Raw genomic sequence first — 16,374 nt, 5'->3', positions numbered from 1 at the left:
TGTGAAACAATAAGTGAATTAGTATATGTTCATCATTTCATAATTATTCTACTTTCCATAATAATAACCACACTGTAAGTGGTTAATTTTAGATAAGTTTGTCATGATCACACTTGCTCGAACGCTGCTGCTTTTCGCTTGTCTGTTACCAAGCATTCATGTAAAGGCCGAACCTTCATTACAGCCTCACTATAAAATCGCGACGGAAGCGGATGATGTTGTCACTCGCGTTTTATTTGATGCGGTATCCACTGAATTTGGTGTGAGTGTTGAGTACATCAACTACGCGAGTTTTGATGCCATTTTAGATGCAGTCGCGAATGAAGACGCAGACTTTGCTGCAAACATTACCTATACCGATACTCGCGCCGAGCGTTTCAGCTATTCCCGACCAACAAACATTGAATACACATACCTATATGGGCTGAGCGACTCGACATTAGATGACATTTCGCGTGTTGGTGTGCCTCAAAACACCATCTACTCAGAACTGATCAAACAGTATCATCCAGAGTTAAAACAAGTTCCCTATAAAGGCCATAACGAAGCAGTACGTTTGCTACAAACTGGTTTAGTGGATGGCGTGGTTGATGCGATCAACCAACTCAAACCAATGTTGTTGGAAGGGTTTGATGCCAAAATGCTCAACGATCAGATCTCCATCAAACCTGTTTCTATCATTAGTAAAAAAGGTCACCACTTAGAAGAGTTGGATACCTTTGCCTCGTTTATTCATGGTGAAGCGGTACAAAAGCAACTTCGTGAGCAAATCGCGTTGTATCAATTTGAGTTGAGACGTTCAGCCCTACGAGATGCGATCAAGTTACTGCCTGTCAATTTAAAAGAGCCAATTCGAATCAAAATGGAATCCATCTTTCCTTATGTGGTGTACAACCCTGATGGCACCGTACAAGGGATGACAGCCGATATCGTTCTACAAAGCTGTGAAATTCTGGATTTAAACTGTGTGATCATCAGTGAGCCTAACGAAAGTTGGGAGTCGATGTATCGCCAGTTCATGAAAGGTGAATTTGATATTTTGGCACCATTGACGGTGAGCAGAGAACGGCATGAATTCAGCTATTTCCCAAGACCGCACTATTCACCAGCTTCAGTGATGGTCAAGCGATTGGGTTACAAGCCAAACACCTATTCCCATGTGTCACAATTGATCTCTGAAAGAATCGGTGTAGTCAAAGACGATTTCTTCGATCAAATGATGACTCAGCTTTTACCGTTGAAAGAGCTTGAGCGCTTTAACACGCAGCACGATCTTATTGAAGCATTGCTTAAAGGGGAGGTGGATTACATCCCGATGGATACGGCAATGCTCAACCATTTCCTTCGTTTGAGCGAGCTTGTGCCCATCGAACAAGATACCGCGATAGGGGAGTTTTACAGTTCGCAGTTGTCTATCGGCCTCGTCGCGAATGAACGCGGTGCAATGTTAGCGCCATATTTTAGCCGCGCGATCGCGATGTTGGGCGTTGACAAAATTGTGGCTCAATACGATTTACGTCCAGATTGGCGCACGGCGTTAGAGTATGAGGTGCGATTGGCAACACAAACCCAAGCGGTATTTCTATTCGTACTTGTATTGGCAATTTGTGTTTCTCTCTATCTGTATCGTCAATCCAACACCGATAATTTAACTGGGTTGAGGAATCGTCGCTCTTTGCAAGTTAAGTATCGCCAAGGGGTGAATAAGGATTTGGCGATACTTTATTTAGATATTAATCACTTCAAACAAATCAACGATACCTACGGTCATTTAGCGGGTGATGAAGTGCTGCAATTGCTTTCGCTGAAGATACATCGAGTGTGGTCTGGGCGTAGCTATCGTATTGGCGGTGACGAATTTATTTTGCTCGGATACCCAACACAAATAGAGCTTTCGAGAGCCGTTCAAGAACTGAGTCGATTGGATGTTACCGATAAATTGTGCGCGGAGCTGAAAACTGTCACGATTTCAGTTGGTGTTTCTGAGAAACGAAAGCAGCACATGAGCTTGGAACAAGCGCTGCATTTGGCGGATGAAGACATGTACGTAAGCAAACATTCTTCTCGTCATTATTCTGGTTCTAGCGACTATCTTGTTCAGTCTTAAATGGATGAATTGATCGAGTTTTGTCCAAACGAATGAAGAATAGTGGATTTAGCGGTTTTTGCCCTTGCATTATGAAGGCCGATACTGAATAATCCCCAACATCATTTGAGGCAAGCCCTCAAAAAAGAATTATGGGGCTCTGGTCCTCTCGCAACAATAGCTCGTGAACTCGGTCAGGTCCGGAAGGAAGCAGCCGCAGCGTGTGACTTGTGTGCCGGGATGTGGCTGGGGTCCCACCCTTTAAAAGCCCCGCTTATATAGCGGGGCTTTTTCGTTTTTAACATCTCTTTTTGCCTTGAGCACTTTACTTTATAATCACGCTTGTTTTAATTCGCCAAGTATTCACTTTCCACCTGAGATATTGTCATGATTTCAAAAAACCAACTAAAACTGCTTCGTGCTTTGGGCCAAAAGAAACAGCGTAAAGCGCATGGTTTGTTTCTTGTTCAAGGTGAAAAGAACGTATTAGAGTTGGCGAGCAGCTCATTGGTTGTGAAGCAAATTTTTGCTACGGCAGACTTTTTGGAAAGTCACCGCCAAGAGCTAAGTGGTTTTGAGTGCGTTGAAGCGTCGCTTGATGATCTAACCAAAGCAAGTACGCTTGTGAGCAACAACGCAGCCATTGCTGTGGTAGAGATTCCAAACGTAAAAGAACCACAGGCAAAGGGCTTGATGATTGCTCTGGATGGTGTTTCAGACCCTGGTAACCTAGGTACGATTATCCGTGTAGCTGACTGGTATGGCATTAAGCACATTATTGCGAGCACTGACTGTGCAGACCCGTATAACCCAAAAACCATCAGCGCGACAATGGGCAGTTTTGGGCGTGTGCAAGTGAGTTTGGTTGATTTGCCAAGCTACTTAGCAGAAGCAGACTTACCAGTGTATGGTGCTTTCCTTGAAGGTGAGAGCGTGCATAAAACTGATTTTTCAGCAGAAGGTATTTTGTTGATGGGCAGCGAGTCACATGGTGTGCGCGAAGAAGCGTCTAAGTTCGTGACAGATAAGATCACGATTCCTGCTTTCGGTGGCGCAGAATCTTTAAACGTGGCAATGGCGACGGGGATCATTTTGGACAACATGCGTCGTCAGCACAGCTAATCGTAGCAACGAATTTTAGATACAAAAAAAGCGTAACGGCCTAGGCGATTTCAAGCTGAGGCTCATTACGCTTTTTTCGTTTTGAATGCGGTTATTTTTCTAACATATCCAACTTGTTTGGCACGCCGTTCCATTTTTCCGCTTCATCCATCGCTGGTTTCACTTCAGTTTGTACCGGCCAGATTTCTGCGAGTTCGGCGTTGAGCTCTTTGTAGATGGTTTGATCTTCAGGCAGCTCGTCTTCTTGGAAGATTGCCGCTGCGGCACACTCGTCAACACACAAGCCACAGTCGATACATTCTATTGGGTTGATTACCATGAAGTTTGGACCTTCGTGGAAGGCGTCAGCCGGGCACACCGCGACACAGTCGGTGTATTTACATTGGATACAGTTATCGGTTACGACAAACGCCATGATAATCAGCTCTTAAGTTAGTCAAAATCAAAGAAGGGGGATAATACTCATCCCAAGGCAAAATTCAACATTCACCAAGTTAAATCCGTCGTCCAACCTTGATTTAGTATGACAGACAATTCAATTTCTCGTAAAATGCGCGCCATTGTGAGCTGGGGGCCGTTAGGTTTTTTGGCTAAGACACCTACTATAACGAGACATCGACATGATTCGTATTAATGAAATTAAGCTTCCTCTTGATCATGAGGAAGGCGCGCTATTAGACGCGATCACTAAAAAACTTGGCATTCCTGCTGAGAAAGTTATCTCTTTTAACGTCTTTAGACGCGGCTACGATGCTCGTAAGAAAACCAATATTCATCTTATTTACACGCTAGACATCATCGTTGAAGGCGATGAAACCGCGTTGCTAGCGAAGTTCGCAAACGATCCTCACGTTCGCCAAACACCAGACATGGAATACAAGTTTGTTGCGAAAGCACCTGAGAACCTAACAGAGCGCCCAATCGTCATCGGTTTTGGTCCATGTGGTCTGTTTGCTGGTTTGGTGTTGGCTCAAATGGGTTTCAACCCAATCATTGTTGAACGTGGTAAAGAAGTACGTGAACGTACTAAAGATACTTTCGGTTTCTGGCGTAAACGCACGCTAAACCCAGAATCAAACGTACAGTTTGGTGAGGGCGGTGCGGGTACGTTCTCTGACGGTAAGTTGTACAGCCAAGTGAAAGATCCAAACTTCTACGGTCGCAAAGTGATCACTGAATTTGTTGAGGCTGGCGCACCAGAAGAAATTCTATACGTAAGTAAACCGCACATCGGTACTTTCAAGCTGGTAACGATGATCGAGAAAATGCGTGCGACTATCATCGAGCTAGGTGGTGAAATTCGCTTTAGTACTCGTGTTGATGATCTTCATATGGAAGACGGTCAAATCACTGGCGTGACATTGTCAAACGGTGAAGAGATCAAATCTCGTCACGTGGTATTGGCTGTTGGTCACAGTGCGCGTGATACATTTGAAATGTTGCACGAGCGCGGTGTGTACATGGAGGCGAAACCATTCTCGGTTGGCTTCCGTATCGAGCACAAGCAATCGATGATCGACGAAGCGCGTTTTGGTCCAAATGCGGGTCACCCAATTCTTGGTGCTGCGGATTATAAACTGGTTCACCATTGTAAAAATGGTCGTACCGTGTACAGCTTCTGTATGTGTCCAGGCGGCACTGTTGTTGCGGCGACATCTGAAGAAGGTCGCGTAGTGACGAACGGCATGAGCCAATACTCTCGTGCAGAGCGTAACGCAAACAGTGCGATTGTTGTGGGTATCTCTCCTGAGGTGGATTACCCGGGTGATCCTCTAGCAGGTATCCGTTTCCAACGTGAACTTGAATCTAACGCTTACAAACTAGGCGGCGAAAACTACGATGCGCCAGCACAGAAAATCGGTGACTTCCTGAAAGGTCGCGATCCAAGTCAACTTGGTGATGTTGAGCCATCATTCACGCCGGGCATTAAGCTCACAGACTTATCGAAAGCGCTGCCTCCATTTGCGGTAGAAGCGATTCGTGAAGCCATTCCAGCTTTCGATCGTAAGATCAAAGGTTTTGCATCTGAAGATGGCCTACTGACTGGCGTTGAGACTCGTACCTCTTCACCAGTTTGCATTAAGCGCGGTAAAGATTTCCAAAGTGTAAACTTAAAAGGCTTCTACCCTGCGGGTGAAGGTGCAGGTTACGCTGGTGGTATTCTTTCTGCTGGTATCGATGGTATTAAAGTCGCAGAGGCGGTTGCGCGTGACATCGTTGCAGCAATGGAAAATGCATAATTAAATCACTTTTTGATTTGATGAAAGCCAGTCAGTTTTGCTGACTGGCTTTTTTGTATGTGCTGCATAGCTAATTAGGATTAGTGAGCATTTTCTGCGCGACATTTGAGACGTTTCCTCGTCATGTCTCTGGCTTTTGTTGGTGTTTACTTCTGCAGATAAATTTTTCTTACTGGGATAAATATGCAACAAGATTTAGCTTGAGAGCAGTAGATAAATGAATTTTGATAGAGATCAATAGACTACGCCTATGAACAAAATTGCTAATTTCCATTTAGTAAAATCAAGAAAGTAGACGACACTTATCTTAAGGCCGCAATAAAATGCCGCTAAGGAGATAAGAATGCATTCATTAAAAGTAAAAGATTACATGACGTTGCAAGCGGTGACTTTCACTAAAGACATGTCACTCACAGCCGCTTTGAACAAAGTGATGCAGAGCGTGACGCTTGGTGGTCCAGTCATTGATGAAAACGAAAAAGTAGTGGGGTTCTTATCTGAACAAGATTTGTTAGATAAGTTGGTGAAAGCCAGCTACCACTGCCAAGATACACATACTGTGCAAGAGTGTATGCATGAAGATGTGTTGTCCGTCTCGCCAGAAATGTCGGTCATTGAGTTGGCGGATATGATGAAAGTCGGTAAGCCAAAAATGTACCCAGTAGTTGACGACCGAGGAAAACTTGTTGGCATCATCACTCGCCGTGATGTTCTGCGCGCTATTGGGATGACGTTAAACGAATGCTTTAAACATCCAGTTTGATGACGACATCGACATGACAACTTCGAAAGGCGCTGCGGCGTCTTTCTTTTTTCGGAAAAAGGCTGAGGTTGAGCGAAGTGGTTATTTTTCTCTTTTAACAAAATTCGTCTTGACCTTGGAGCTAGCTCCAAGGTTTATCCTTAGTGGTAGATGAACAGTCTCAGCCAATAAGGAAAACAAACTATGTGTACAAAACATCAAGGTTGCCAGTCAGGCAAAATCAAAACTTCTGTGCCACTCAGCGCCCATGACTCTTGCTGCGCGCCAACTAAACCGACGCTAAATATTGCTCAAGCGGGTGTTGATACTGTTGAAAGCTCTTGCTGTAGTGGAGGCAGTTGCAGTTCGGACACCGCCGATGAAGAAGGCCCCGCGGAACAGCGAGAATCCTCGATTCGTAGCAGTTGGATCGTGTCCGATATGGACTGCCCGTCTTGTGCGCAAAAGCTTGAAAAAGCCATCATGTCATTGCAAGGCGTTACGAATGCTAAAGTCCTTTTTGCTACAGAAAAGTTAGTTGTCGATTTTGATGACCATTCTCTAAGTTCGATCATCGAACAAACAGCGCGCCAAACTGGTTTCCCGCTTTCTGCGCTGGATAAACCAAAGCAAAAGAAAGAGAACAAAGGCTGGTTCGGTTTTGTTCAAGACAATCTACAGATTTTATCGATCGCAGGTGCAATGGCATTTGCGGGCCTTGTCGCAAGCATCAACCCTCAGCTTAGTGGCTGGATTTTTACTTTAACCTGTTTGCTGGGTTTGTATCCTATTGCCCGTAAGGCCGTCAAACTGGCTCGTGGTGGCACACCATTTGCCATTGAAACACTGATGAGTGTTGCTGCATTAGGTGCGTTGTACTTAGGTGAAACCGCAGAAGCCGCGATGGTGTTATTGCTCTTCCTTATTGGTGAAAAGCTAGAAGCATACGCATCATCACGAGCTCGAAGTGGCGTTCAGGCCTTAATGGATTTGGTACCAGAAAACACCACGCTGATCATTGATGGTGTACGCAAAGAAGTACCAGCGTCTCAGCTTCAACCTGGGGACGTCATTGAAGTGGCACCTGGCGGTCGTTTGCCAGCTGATGGTGTATTGATGACGACGTTAGCCGGCTTTGATGAAAGTGCATTGACCGGTGAATCAGTTCCTGTTGAGCATGAAGAAGGCGGGAAAATCATGGCGGGGGCTGTGGTAGTCGATAAAGTAGTGCAGGTGCAAGTGACCTCCCGCCAAGGTGAAAATGCCATTGACCGCATCCTTCATTTGATTGAAGAAGCTGAATCGCGCAAAGCGCCGTTAGAACGATTCCTCGATAAATTTAGTCGCTGGTACACGCCACTTATGATGCTGGTGTCTCTTGCCGTTATCGTTACGCCACCATTACTGTTCGCTCAACCTTGGGAAACATGGGTGTACCGTGGTTTAGCATTGCTCTTAATCGCTTGTCCTTGTGCCTTGGTTATTTCAACGCCTGCTGCGATTACGTCGGGTCTGGCTGCTGCGGCACGCCGTGGAGCATTGATCAAAGGTGGGGCAGCGCTTGAGTTGCTTGGCAAAGTGGAGTCGGTTGCGTTTGATAAAACAGGCACGTTGACACAAGGTAAACCGCAAGTAACGGACGTGGTGACTTATGATGTAACAGAAGAAACACTACTGAGTTTAACGGCTTCTATCGAGATGGGGTCAAGCCACCCTTTAGCGGTTTCATTAGTGAAGCGGGCTGAAGAACAAGGCGTTTCGATTCCTGAGGCAAATGATAAAACTGCTCAAGTCGGCTCTGGTGTAACAGGTTTGGTGAACGGTAAATTAGTGCAAGTTATTGCACCATCAAAAGCGGACTTCCCTGTTTCTTCGAAAGTAGAAAAACGTGTTATTGAACTGGAAGAACAAGGCAAAACCGTGGTGATCGTTCGTCACGATTACGAAGTTATTGGCGTGATCGCGTGGCAAGATACTCTTCGTCAAGATGCTCAACAGGCAATCGCCACGTTGAAAATGTTGGGCGTAAGTTCTGTGATGTTGACGGGGGACAACCCACGCAGTGCAGAAGCGATAGCCCATCAAATTGGTTTGGATTACAAAGCGAGCTTGTTGCCTGCCGATAAAGTGCGTTATGTGGAACAACTTTCTACTAAGCACACGGTTGCGATGGTTGGTGATGGTATTAACGACGCACCTGCGATGAAAGCTTCTAGCATTGGTATCGCGATGGGCGGAGGTACTGACGTCGCATTAGAAACTGCTGATGCGGCACTAACGCACAACCGCTTGGTTGAATTGCCAGCAATGATTGAATTATCACGTGCGACGCTCAATAACATTCGTCAAAACGTGGCATTGGCGCTTGGCTTAAAAGGCGTGTTCTTAGTCACCAGTTTATTGGGTATCACTGGGCTTTGGGTTGCGGTCTTGGCAGACAGTGGGGCGACTGCGTTAGTGACACTCAATGCGCTACGACTTCTGCGGTTTGAATCTAAACAAGTGCAATAACGCTATTCTCAAAGTTGCTCTATATTTAACCCGAGGCGTTTCTCGTCTCGGGTTTTTATGTTTCTGTGAGCACTATAAGTTTTGTGAATGTAATCTGAGCCGTCGGACTTGTTGTTATGCAACGAAATGATAAGTTTGCCCGAATAATGTGATCTAAACCGTTTTAATTTGAAATTGTAGATTTATTACATTTTATCAATGTGATTGTGATCACTCTATGTTGGTGCAAGGTTCGCTACAGTGCTCCTGTACCCAACAACTTACTAATGAGCTTATTGTTTACAAAATAAGCCACAATAAGGAGCGACATATGTCTCAAGCTGTATTCCATTTAGGTGTTACTGAAGCTGATCTTAATGGTGCAACTCTAGCCATCATTCCAGGTGATCCAGCGCGTGTTCAAAAAATCGCAGAACAAATGGAAAACCCTGTATTCCTAGCAAGTCACCGCGAATACACGCTTTACCGCGCAGAACTAGACGGTAAGCCAGTTGTGGTTTGTTCAACAGGTATCGGTGGTCCATCTACCTCTATCGCAGTAGAAGAGCTAGCACAGCTTGGTGTTCGCACATTCCTACGTGTAGGTACGACTGGTGCAATTCAACCACACGTAAACGTAGGCGATATGATCGTGACAACAGGCTCTGTTCGTCTAGATGGTGCAAGCCTACACTTCGCTCCAATGGAATTCCCAGCAGTTGCAGACTTTGATGTTGCAACCGCGATGAAAGCAGCAGTTGAAGAATCTGGTGCAACAGTTCATATGGGTGTGACTGCTTCAAGTGACACTTTCTACCCAGGTCAAGAGCGTTACGACACATTCACTGGTCGTGTTGTGAAGCGTTTCCAAGGCTCTATGCAAGAGTGGCAAGACATGGGCGTGCTGAACTTCGAAATGGAATCAGCAACGCTACTTACCATGTGTGCAAGCTCTGGCCTGAAAGCAGGTTGTGTGGCGGGTGTAATCATCAACCGTACACAAAAAGAGATTCCAGATCATTCAACACTGAAAGAAACGGAAGCTCGCTCAATTAAAGTTGTAGTAGAAGCAGCACGTAAAATGCTTTAAGCGCTCACTTTAGTTGGCATTTAAACAAACAGAAAAACCCAGAGGCTTGCCTCTGGGTTTTTCTATGCGCCTTGTTCAAGGTGCGATTTTCTAGATTCTGAAACGCAAAGTGATTGAAGCTAGGATAGGCACTAAAAACACGAAAGCAGCTCCAGTGAGCTGCTTTCGTGTTTTTAGAGGGCGACTAGATTTCGTCAGAACCGCCAGCGGCTTCAAACCATTTCGCAAGATGCGTTTTGAGATCTTTCAGCTCTTCAGGGCCGATAAGCGCAAGGCCAAGATCCTCTGCACGAGTAATGTCATTGTGACGAAGAGGACGGAAGCTCACCAGCATAGCGCGTGCTTGTAGACCGCCTAGCAGGTCACGCAAAGATTCCAGTTTGTACAGCGTATCGTCACCATCATCGCGCATGCCTTTCGTTTTACACTCAATGATGTGCAGCTTGTTATTTACAACCGTTGCTACGTCTAGCTCGTTACGTACTTCACTTTCACCCAGCTTACGATATACCTGAACATTCAAAGAGCGGTCTTGAATCGTTGGCATAGTGTCTTGGATTTGCTTCACAGTGCTGTGAACCAGGGTCTCCAACCATTCGCCGTTAGAGAATCGACGTGCGTCTTCGTTCGCGAAGGTCAAAATGCCATTTTCGTAAGTCGCGATCTGTGCTTCGACAAGATCCGACAGCAGCATGTTGAGTTCACGGTAGCCTTGTTGCTTCTCAGAGAGCTCCACATCCAGCTTCTGTTCCTTACGGCAGGTTGTCGCAAGGTAGTTGAGTGTCGCCAAGCCTGGACCCAATTCAAGCGCATTTGACGCCCAGCGTTCGCCAAGCTCATACAGTTTTTGATCAAGAAGAGGAGGAAGGTCTACGTGGTGGAACTCGCCGCGCGCACCGAAAATAGTTAGGTAGTCGGAGATAGTAATGTGGTCTTCAACTTGCGTATCTTCTTTGCCATCTGGGTAAAGCCAGCAAAGTTTGTCACTGTTAGGTTCAACCACGAAGATAGGCCAGCGATAAGTACGGAAAACCTCGTAAACCGACAACAATCGATGACGAAGGCCACAGCTTGCGTTCAGTTTGACGTCTTCTCCACGGTCGTGAAGATCTTTCGCGAGCTTTTGAATCGATTGTTTAATCAGGGTTGTATTGACAGCAGACGGAATTTCAAAAAACTCAGAAGTAATCTCTCGCTGCTCTAACACGCTACTCAGTCGGTCAAACATATCTACCTGTGTTTTGTCACCAATGAATACGATATGTGTGCTTAAAGTGCGATTATCCAATAGAGGAGTGACCAATCTCACTGGGTCTTGGTCGATAATACCAACATGAACAGCCATAGATTTTCCTTTTTGTGTGGCCGCTCGAAAAGAGAAGTGCAAGGGATGAGCAGGCCATATTACCCATATGTAGACAAGGCCGAGAAAAAACAAGGGCGACTTCATAAAAAGTCGCCCTTATACAGCTGGTTGCATCAACTATTGCATAAAAATTTACAATTTAAAGCGATGGACTAATTCATTTTGCTGATGAGCAAGCTGAGTGAGAGATTCACTCGTATGAGTGATGCTCGACATCGCGTGGTAACTTTCATCCGCAATATTGTTGATGTCTTCAATGTTGCGCGCAATATCTGCTGAGGTTTCGCTTTGCTCTGCTGCCGCTTGAGAAATGTGCGTACTCATTTGGCTGATTTCGATAATGAGTGCTTGGATCTCTTCCATTGAACTGTTCGCTTTCGAGGCTTGCTCAACCGACATTTCCATATCACTCATGCAGCTTTGAATCACTTGGTTGGCTGACTGAGAGCTCGATTGCAGATTGCTGATCATCGATTCGATTTCTGTGGTGGATTGTGTGGTTTTCGATGCCAGCACACGTACCTCATCGGCTACCACGGCAAATCCGCGTCCTTGCTCTCCTGCACGTGCCGCTTCAATCGCGGCATTGAGAGCCAACAAGTTGGTTTGCTCAGCAATGTTGCGGATGACATCCAAAATTGAGCCAATTTGACCACTCATCTTTTGCAGTTCAGAAACGGCAGACACAGACTCGTGAAGGCGCGTTTCTAGCTGATTGATGGTCGAAATGTTGCTACTCATGATATTTCGGCCTTCTTCGGATGCAGACTCAACACGTTGAACCATTTCCAAAGAGCCTTGAGCGCTTTGCGCAACTTCTTGAACCGAGTGAGACATCTCGGTCATAGCCGTTGCCACGTTGGCGGTCTGCTCACGTTGTGCATTCAACTTAGATTGCGCTTGAGAAGACGTTCGTTCGTTGGTTGTCGCGGTCGAGGCTAAGTTTTCTGATGCTTCATTTAACTTCACTAGAATATCGTGCAAGCTGTCCGCTAACGTGTTGATATGGCCACTAACGCGGCTGAACTCGTTGTTAAAGCGAATATCAATACGTTGCGTCATATCGCCTTTAGTTAGGCTCTCTAGCGCATTGAGAATACGTGTTAATGGCTCACGCACACTTTGCGCGATGTGATAGCCGATAGCCGCCGCAAACAAAACCACAACTACACCAATCACAATCGCTTTCGTCACGCCAGCAGAGTAAATGTCACCGGCATCATCAAGAGATTCGTTTAGTTTGTCTGTTGCTGTCGTTGTGAATTGCTCAAGGATAGCCATCGTAGAATCGACTTTGTTAGCTAAGTTCGCAATATTGTCGTACAGAGCTGCGCGAGCGTTGAGGTAGTTGTTGTGTTGGTCTAGCACACCACCACGCATACCTACGTCACGGGTAAATTGTTCTACGGATTCGCCAAAAGCTTTTTCTAACTCAGGAAGCTGAGTGACCAACCCACGGAATGCGTAGTTCAAGTGCGTTACTGCTTTACGGTTTTTCGTTACCGCTTGCGTAACAAACTCAGGATTGGAGCTGGCCAGCGCATCAGAGGTGATCACTTCGGCATCTTTGAGTTTGATGAAGTAGCTTTTCGCCATAACTTTCACTGAAATACTCGATTGGTCTGCAACGTATTCTTTCAGGCCAACAGAAAGTTCAGTGTTGAGTTTTTGAAAGCGGCGCGATGACTTCTGCACTTCTTCTTGTGCTGAAAACATTGCTTCATAGTTGTCCATTGCTTCGAGCGCTTCGGTAAAGTAGCTTTGCTCTAGCGTCTTCAGTTGAGAAAAAGGTTCGGCAAGAGAAGGGTAGATCTGGCTTGCTGATTCGAGCTGCGCCAAAGTGGATTCAAAACGTTGTTGAGATCTCGCAAACTCCTGACGCATTTCTTCCATGCGCTGTTTATTCTCAGTGGTTAGAAAATCTTTAAAAGACTTGTCGGCAGAAAGCAGTTCCACACTGGTTTGGTTAGATAACGATACAAGGGGCAACGATGATTTAGAGACGGTTTCAAATTTACCGTGAATATCGTGCATTCCCCCCATCATAATGGCAATTGTGACAGCAAACAGGATGATGATCAGCGCAAAGCCCGCATACATCCTTTTAATAACTGAACCTCGCATAAGTGAGCTTCCTCTCCCAAAAATAGACAACATAAATAAGAATTGTCTTAAAAAAGTAACAAAATTCATTGGATTGTATTGAGTTCGTGACGCACGTTTTATGACGCATACGACAAAAAAAGCTTCGTTTATTAGCATTAGATTGATAATGTTAAGTGAACACTGTTTTTTATTGAGCTCAGCTTTGGGTTGGAGCATACTAAATGGGTTACACACCTTTATAAAATGGAGTCCCCATGGCGGAAGAAACTATCTTTAGTAAAATTATTCGTAAGGAAATCCCTGCAGACATTCTTTACCAAGATGATTTAGTGACCGCGTTTCGCGATATTAACCCTCGCGCGCCAAGCCACATTCTTATCATCCCGAACAAGTTGATTCCGACAACGAACGACGTGGAAGCAGAAGACGAAGCAATGATGGGACGCCTATTCACTGTGGCGAAGAAGCTTGCGAAAGAAGAAGGTATTGCTGAAGACGGTTACCGTTTGATCCTTAATTGCAACCCTCATGGTGGCCAAGAGGTTTACCATATCCACATGCACCTACTAGGCGGTCGTCCTTTAGGTCCAATGGTATTGAGCTAAGCTAATTTGAAAAGGGTGGTGCCTATGCCACCCTATTTATATTCTTTTCTGAGCACACATTTGCGGAGATAAATGTGAAATTAGGTGTGAAGCTGTTTGGACTGATTAGCTGGGTCTTGATGGCGTCTGGCTGCGCTAATTTGTCTGCGGGCAATTTGTTTAGCCACTACAGCGACCAGAATCAAGAAGTTTATCAGGCAGTTGTTGCTGGCAATTATGCCAACGCTGAGCAACTCCAATCGAGCGACGTCGGTGGCGAGATCCTTGGCAATTTCGAAAAGGGTCGTATTTCATTCCTTGCGAAAGATTATCCAACCAGCCTCAAAGCTCTCGAAGAGAGCGACCGCGCGGTACGTGTTCAACAAGACCGAGCAACCATTTCTGTTTCTGAAACAGCGACGAGCGTAGGTTCACTTGCTGTAAACGACAATCTTAACGAATACCAACCTGCAGACTACGAACTCGGCTTTTTGCATTTATACCTTGGTCTGAACTATCTACAAAAAAATGATTTAGAAGGCGCACTCGTCGAAGTTCGTCGTGCTAACCAAGTTCAGGAAGCGGCTCGAAAAGCGCGTGAAAAAGAGCTGAAGTCGGCAGAAAAAGATCTTAAAAACCAAGGTATGTCAGCCAACTTAGGCAGCGTGCTCGCGAGTTATCCAGACGCAGGGAAAAAACTCAGCGCGGTGCAAAACGGTTATCTCTTCTATCTTTCTGGTTTGTTGTACGAAGCGTCACGTGATCTTAACAGCGCTTATGTGGATTACCGTCGCGCTTTGGCTGTGATGCCAGATAACAAACAGGTTATTGAAAGCACGATGTACGCCGCGAAAAAGCTCGGTATGCGTGAAGACTTACGTCTGCTTGAAAAACGCTATGGCAAGGCACCGACAGGGTTAAATAAGTCACAAGGACGCGTCATTGTGATTGACGAGCAAGGTGTGGTTGAGGCTTTGCAAGGTTGGCGTATTGATTTACCTATTTTTGACAGTCGCGGCAATGGCGCAATCTACTCATTGGCACTACCTTATTATCCGAAACGTGGGGCACCACGCTTTAGTGATGTGGCTTTGAATGGAACAAAACTGCCTTCTAGTACGTTGGCTGACGTTAATGCCATGGCTCAGAATGATTTGAATGAACGCTTAACGACAATAGTGATTCGCCAAGCCATTCGCGTTTGGGCGAAAGACCGAATCAGAAAAGAAGCAGCGAAAAAAGGCGATGACGTGGGCAATATTCTTTTCAACGTTTGGAATACGTTAACAGAACAACCAGATACTCGAAGCTGGCAAACGCTGCCAGCGCAAGTGAAGACGGCCTCACAAATTGTGAAGCCGGGTACACAGCAGCTAAATTTAGGCGATCAAGTCTATCAATTTGACGTACCAGCGCAGCAAACCACACTGGTGTGGGTTTCTCGTCAGGGAGCGCATTCGACGGTATGGCATAAACAATTAGGGAGATTGTAATGAGAGCATGGCTTATTGGCTTAGCAGTCATTATCGGTTTGGCAGGTTGTGCGGACAACACTGCTGGGATCCGAGTTGATGGCCAAACACAAAACGTATTTTTTAACGATAACGTATTGGGCAGCCGACTGTTGGTTGACAACATCACCACGACTTACGTCGATGATCGACCACGTGGTGTGGTGCAGTTAAGCAGTAACTACAAAGGTGACCAGCACATTCTTTATCGCTTCTACTGGTACGACAACAATGGTTTGGAAGTGAACACCAAACCGGGGCCTTGGCGCAAAATGATCGTGCGTGGATTTGAATCTGTGACGCTTTCGGAAGTCACGGTCAATCCAAATGGCACACATTTCCGTGTTCAAATTAGAGAAGCACAAGACGATTAATCTTAACGGCTTTGCCGTAGCTGCCGCGCCAACATGCGCTGGTATTGATATAACTAAGGAACTCTCATGAAAAAAAGTATTATTGCTCTTTTAGGTCTAGCCGTTATTTTGGGTGGTTGTTCTAACAAAGTCTCTTACGGTGATTCACAAGCGACTGAAACGACAACCATCGATTTCGGTTCGACGGACCTACAAAAAATTGCTGGCGAGATGGTAGACAGCATGATGATGTCAGGTTCAGTAGCAGCAATTACTCGTGACCAACGTCCAATCGTGTTTGTTGAGCGAATCAAGAACAAAACCAGTGAGCACATCGACACTGAATCGATCACTGATACCATCTCAACTAAAATGCTGAACTCAGGCAAATTCCGCTTTGTTGATATGGACCGCGTAGAATCGGTTCGTGAACAACTTAACTTCCAAAATACGGACGAGCTTGTTAACCAAAGTACAGCAATTCAGTTTGGTAAAATGGTCGGTGCGCAATACATGCTTTACGGTAACCTTTCTAGCATCGTGAAAAATGCAGGTAGCGATAAAGATGTATACTACAAAATGACAATGCGTTTGATGGATTTGGAAACAGGCCTAATCGAATGGGCTGATGAAACAGAAATCCGCAAAGAGCAATCTAAGAGCCTATTTGGCCTTTAATTGACC

General features: G+C 45.5%; 13 protein-coding genes and 1 other RNA gene. 11 read left to right on the top strand and 3 right to left on the bottom strand.

The window, feature by feature from the left end:
- Window positions 1-103: 103 nt before the first annotated feature.
- The 3 genes from ACF8CV_RS15880 (at window position 104) to ACF8CV_RS15870 (ending at window position 3,208) form a co-directional block, all read left to right on the top strand.
- Window positions 104-2,107: a GGDEF domain-containing protein gene (locus ACF8CV_RS15880; protein ID WP_077281308.1), complete on the top strand. Its 2,004-nt coding sequence runs from the start codon at window positions 104-106 to the stop codon at window positions 2,105-2,107.
- A gap of 137 nt (window positions 2,108-2,244) precedes the next feature.
- Window positions 2,245-2,341, top strand: an RNA gene (ffs, locus tag ACF8CV_RS15875) — signal recognition particle sRNA small type.
- Window positions 2,342-2,473: 132 nt separating this feature from the next.
- Window positions 2,474-3,208, top strand: coding sequence for an RNA methyltransferase (locus tag ACF8CV_RS15870; protein WP_025552978.1), 735 nt, complete (start codon window positions 2,474-2,476; stop codon window positions 3,206-3,208).
- A 91-nt stretch (window positions 3,209-3,299) separates the two neighbouring features.
- Here the strand turns inward: ACF8CV_RS15870 and fdxA are convergent, their stop codons facing one another.
- On the bottom strand, window positions 3,300-3,623 hold the full coding sequence (gene fdxA, locus ACF8CV_RS15865; RefSeq protein WP_005461160.1) for a ferredoxin FdxA: 324 nt from the start codon (window positions 3,621-3,623) through the stop codon (window positions 3,300-3,302).
- 205 nt (window positions 3,624-3,828) lie between these two features.
- On the opposite strand from fdxA, the gene ACF8CV_RS15860 reads away from it, so the two are divergent.
- The 4 genes from ACF8CV_RS15860 (at window position 3,829) to udp (ending at window position 9,770) form a co-directional block, all read left to right on the top strand.
- Window positions 3,829-5,448: an NAD(P)/FAD-dependent oxidoreductase gene (locus ACF8CV_RS15860; RefSeq protein WP_005461132.1), complete on the top strand. Its 1,620-nt coding sequence runs from the start codon at window positions 3,829-3,831 to the stop codon at window positions 5,446-5,448.
- Between the two features lie 343 nt (window positions 5,449-5,791).
- On the top strand, window positions 5,792-6,211 hold the full coding sequence (locus ACF8CV_RS15855) for a CBS domain-containing protein (RefSeq protein ID WP_005461138.1): 420 nt from the start codon (window positions 5,792-5,794) through the stop codon (window positions 6,209-6,211).
- A gap of 183 nt (window positions 6,212-6,394) precedes the next feature.
- Window positions 6,395-8,701 (top strand): zinc/cadmium/mercury/lead-transporting ATPase, encoded by a 2,307-nt coding sequence (locus ACF8CV_RS15850; RefSeq protein ID WP_138938456.1) that lies wholly within the window; start codon window positions 6,395-6,397, stop codon window positions 8,699-8,701.
- 310 nt (window positions 8,702-9,011) lie between these two features.
- Window positions 9,012-9,770: a uridine phosphorylase gene (gene udp, locus ACF8CV_RS15845; RefSeq protein WP_015296454.1), complete on the top strand. Its 759-nt coding sequence runs from the start codon at window positions 9,012-9,014 to the stop codon at window positions 9,768-9,770.
- Window positions 9,771-9,954: 184 nt separating this feature from the next.
- Here the strand turns inward: udp and ACF8CV_RS15840 are convergent, their stop codons facing one another.
- Both ACF8CV_RS15840 and ACF8CV_RS15835 read right to left on the bottom strand, forming a co-directional pair.
- Window positions 9,955-11,115, bottom strand: a complete 1,161-nt coding sequence (locus ACF8CV_RS15840; protein WP_005461150.1) for a DUF1887 family protein — start codon at window positions 11,113-11,115, stop codon at window positions 9,955-9,957.
- A 153-nt stretch (window positions 11,116-11,268) separates the two neighbouring features.
- Window positions 11,269-13,260 (bottom strand): methyl-accepting chemotaxis protein, encoded by a 1,992-nt coding sequence (locus ACF8CV_RS15835; RefSeq protein ID WP_025606478.1) that lies wholly within the window; start codon window positions 13,258-13,260, stop codon window positions 11,269-11,271.
- A gap of 236 nt (window positions 13,261-13,496) precedes the next feature.
- Here ACF8CV_RS15835 and hinT point away from each other — a divergent pair, with 236 nt between their 5' ends.
- From hinT to lpoB, 4 genes are all read left to right on the top strand, one after another.
- The gene (hinT, locus tag ACF8CV_RS15830; protein WP_005461572.1) at window positions 13,497-13,847 is read left to right on the top strand and encodes a purine nucleoside phosphoramidase; all 351 of its coding nucleotides are present in this window, start codon (window positions 13,497-13,499) and stop codon (window positions 13,845-13,847) included.
- Window positions 13,848-13,921: 74 nt separating this feature from the next.
- Window positions 13,922-15,319, top strand: a complete 1,398-nt coding sequence (locus ACF8CV_RS15825) for a COG3014 family protein (protein ID WP_005495934.1) — start codon at window positions 13,922-13,924, stop codon at window positions 15,317-15,319.
- A complete protein-coding gene (locus ACF8CV_RS15820; protein ID WP_005456243.1) occupies window positions 15,319-15,711 on the top strand; it encodes a YcfL family protein in 393 nt (130 codons plus the stop codon). Before ACF8CV_RS15825 ends, ACF8CV_RS15820 begins: the two co-directional genes overlap by 1 nt.
- A gap of 66 nt (window positions 15,712-15,777) precedes the next feature.
- Window positions 15,778-16,368 carry a penicillin-binding protein activator LpoB gene (lpoB, locus tag ACF8CV_RS15815; RefSeq protein WP_005456187.1) on the top strand — a complete coding sequence of 197 codons (591 nt, stop codon included), beginning with the start codon at window positions 15,778-15,780 and terminating at the stop codon, window positions 16,366-16,368.
- Window positions 16,369-16,374 lie beyond the last annotated feature (6 nt).

The sequence above is a fragment of the Vibrio sp. zbq_1 genome, assembly GCF_043102935.1.
Taxonomy (GTDB): Bacteria; Pseudomonadota; Gammaproteobacteria; order Enterobacterales; family Vibrionaceae; genus Vibrio; species Vibrio parahaemolyticus.
Note: the sequence above shows the minus strand (reverse complement) of the source record. Positions and strands in the feature narration are given on the sequence as shown.

Bases quoted from the DNA above. Each gene is read 5' to 3' on its own strand.
- ACF8CV_RS15850 (WP_138938456.1), top strand. From the start codon at position 6,395: ATGTGTACAAAACATCAAGGTTGCCAGTCAGGCAAAATCAAAACTTCT.
- ACF8CV_RS15880 (WP_077281308.1), top strand. From the start codon at position 104: ATGATCACACTTGCTCGAACGCTGCTGCTTTTCGCTTGTCTGTTACCA.
- ACF8CV_RS15840 (WP_005461150.1), bottom strand. From the start codon at position 11,115: ATGGCTGTTCATGTTGGTATTATCGACCAAGACCCAGTGAGATTGGTC.
- hinT (WP_005461572.1), top strand. From the start codon at position 13,497: ATGGCGGAAGAAACTATCTTTAGTAAAATTATTCGTAAGGAAATCCCT.
- ACF8CV_RS15860 (WP_005461132.1), top strand. From the start codon at position 3,829: ATGATTCGTATTAATGAAATTAAGCTTCCTCTTGATCATGAGGAAGGC.
- ACF8CV_RS15835 (WP_025606478.1), bottom strand. From the start codon at position 13,260: ATGCGAGGTTCAGTTATTAAAAGGATGTATGCGGGCTTTGCGCTGATC.
- ACF8CV_RS15820 (WP_005456243.1), top strand. From the start codon at position 15,319: ATGAGAGCATGGCTTATTGGCTTAGCAGTCATTATCGGTTTGGCAGGT.
- ACF8CV_RS15855 (WP_005461138.1), top strand. From the start codon at position 5,792: ATGCATTCATTAAAAGTAAAAGATTACATGACGTTGCAAGCGGTGACT.
- udp (WP_015296454.1), top strand. From the start codon at position 9,012: ATGTCTCAAGCTGTATTCCATTTAGGTGTTACTGAAGCTGATCTTAAT.
- ACF8CV_RS15870 (WP_025552978.1), top strand. From the start codon at position 2,474: ATGATTTCAAAAAACCAACTAAAACTGCTTCGTGCTTTGGGCCAAAAG.
- fdxA (WP_005461160.1), bottom strand. From the start codon at position 3,623: ATGGCGTTTGTCGTAACCGATAACTGTATCCAATGTAAATACACCGAC.
- lpoB (WP_005456187.1), top strand. From the start codon at position 15,778: ATGAAAAAAAGTATTATTGCTCTTTTAGGTCTAGCCGTTATTTTGGGT.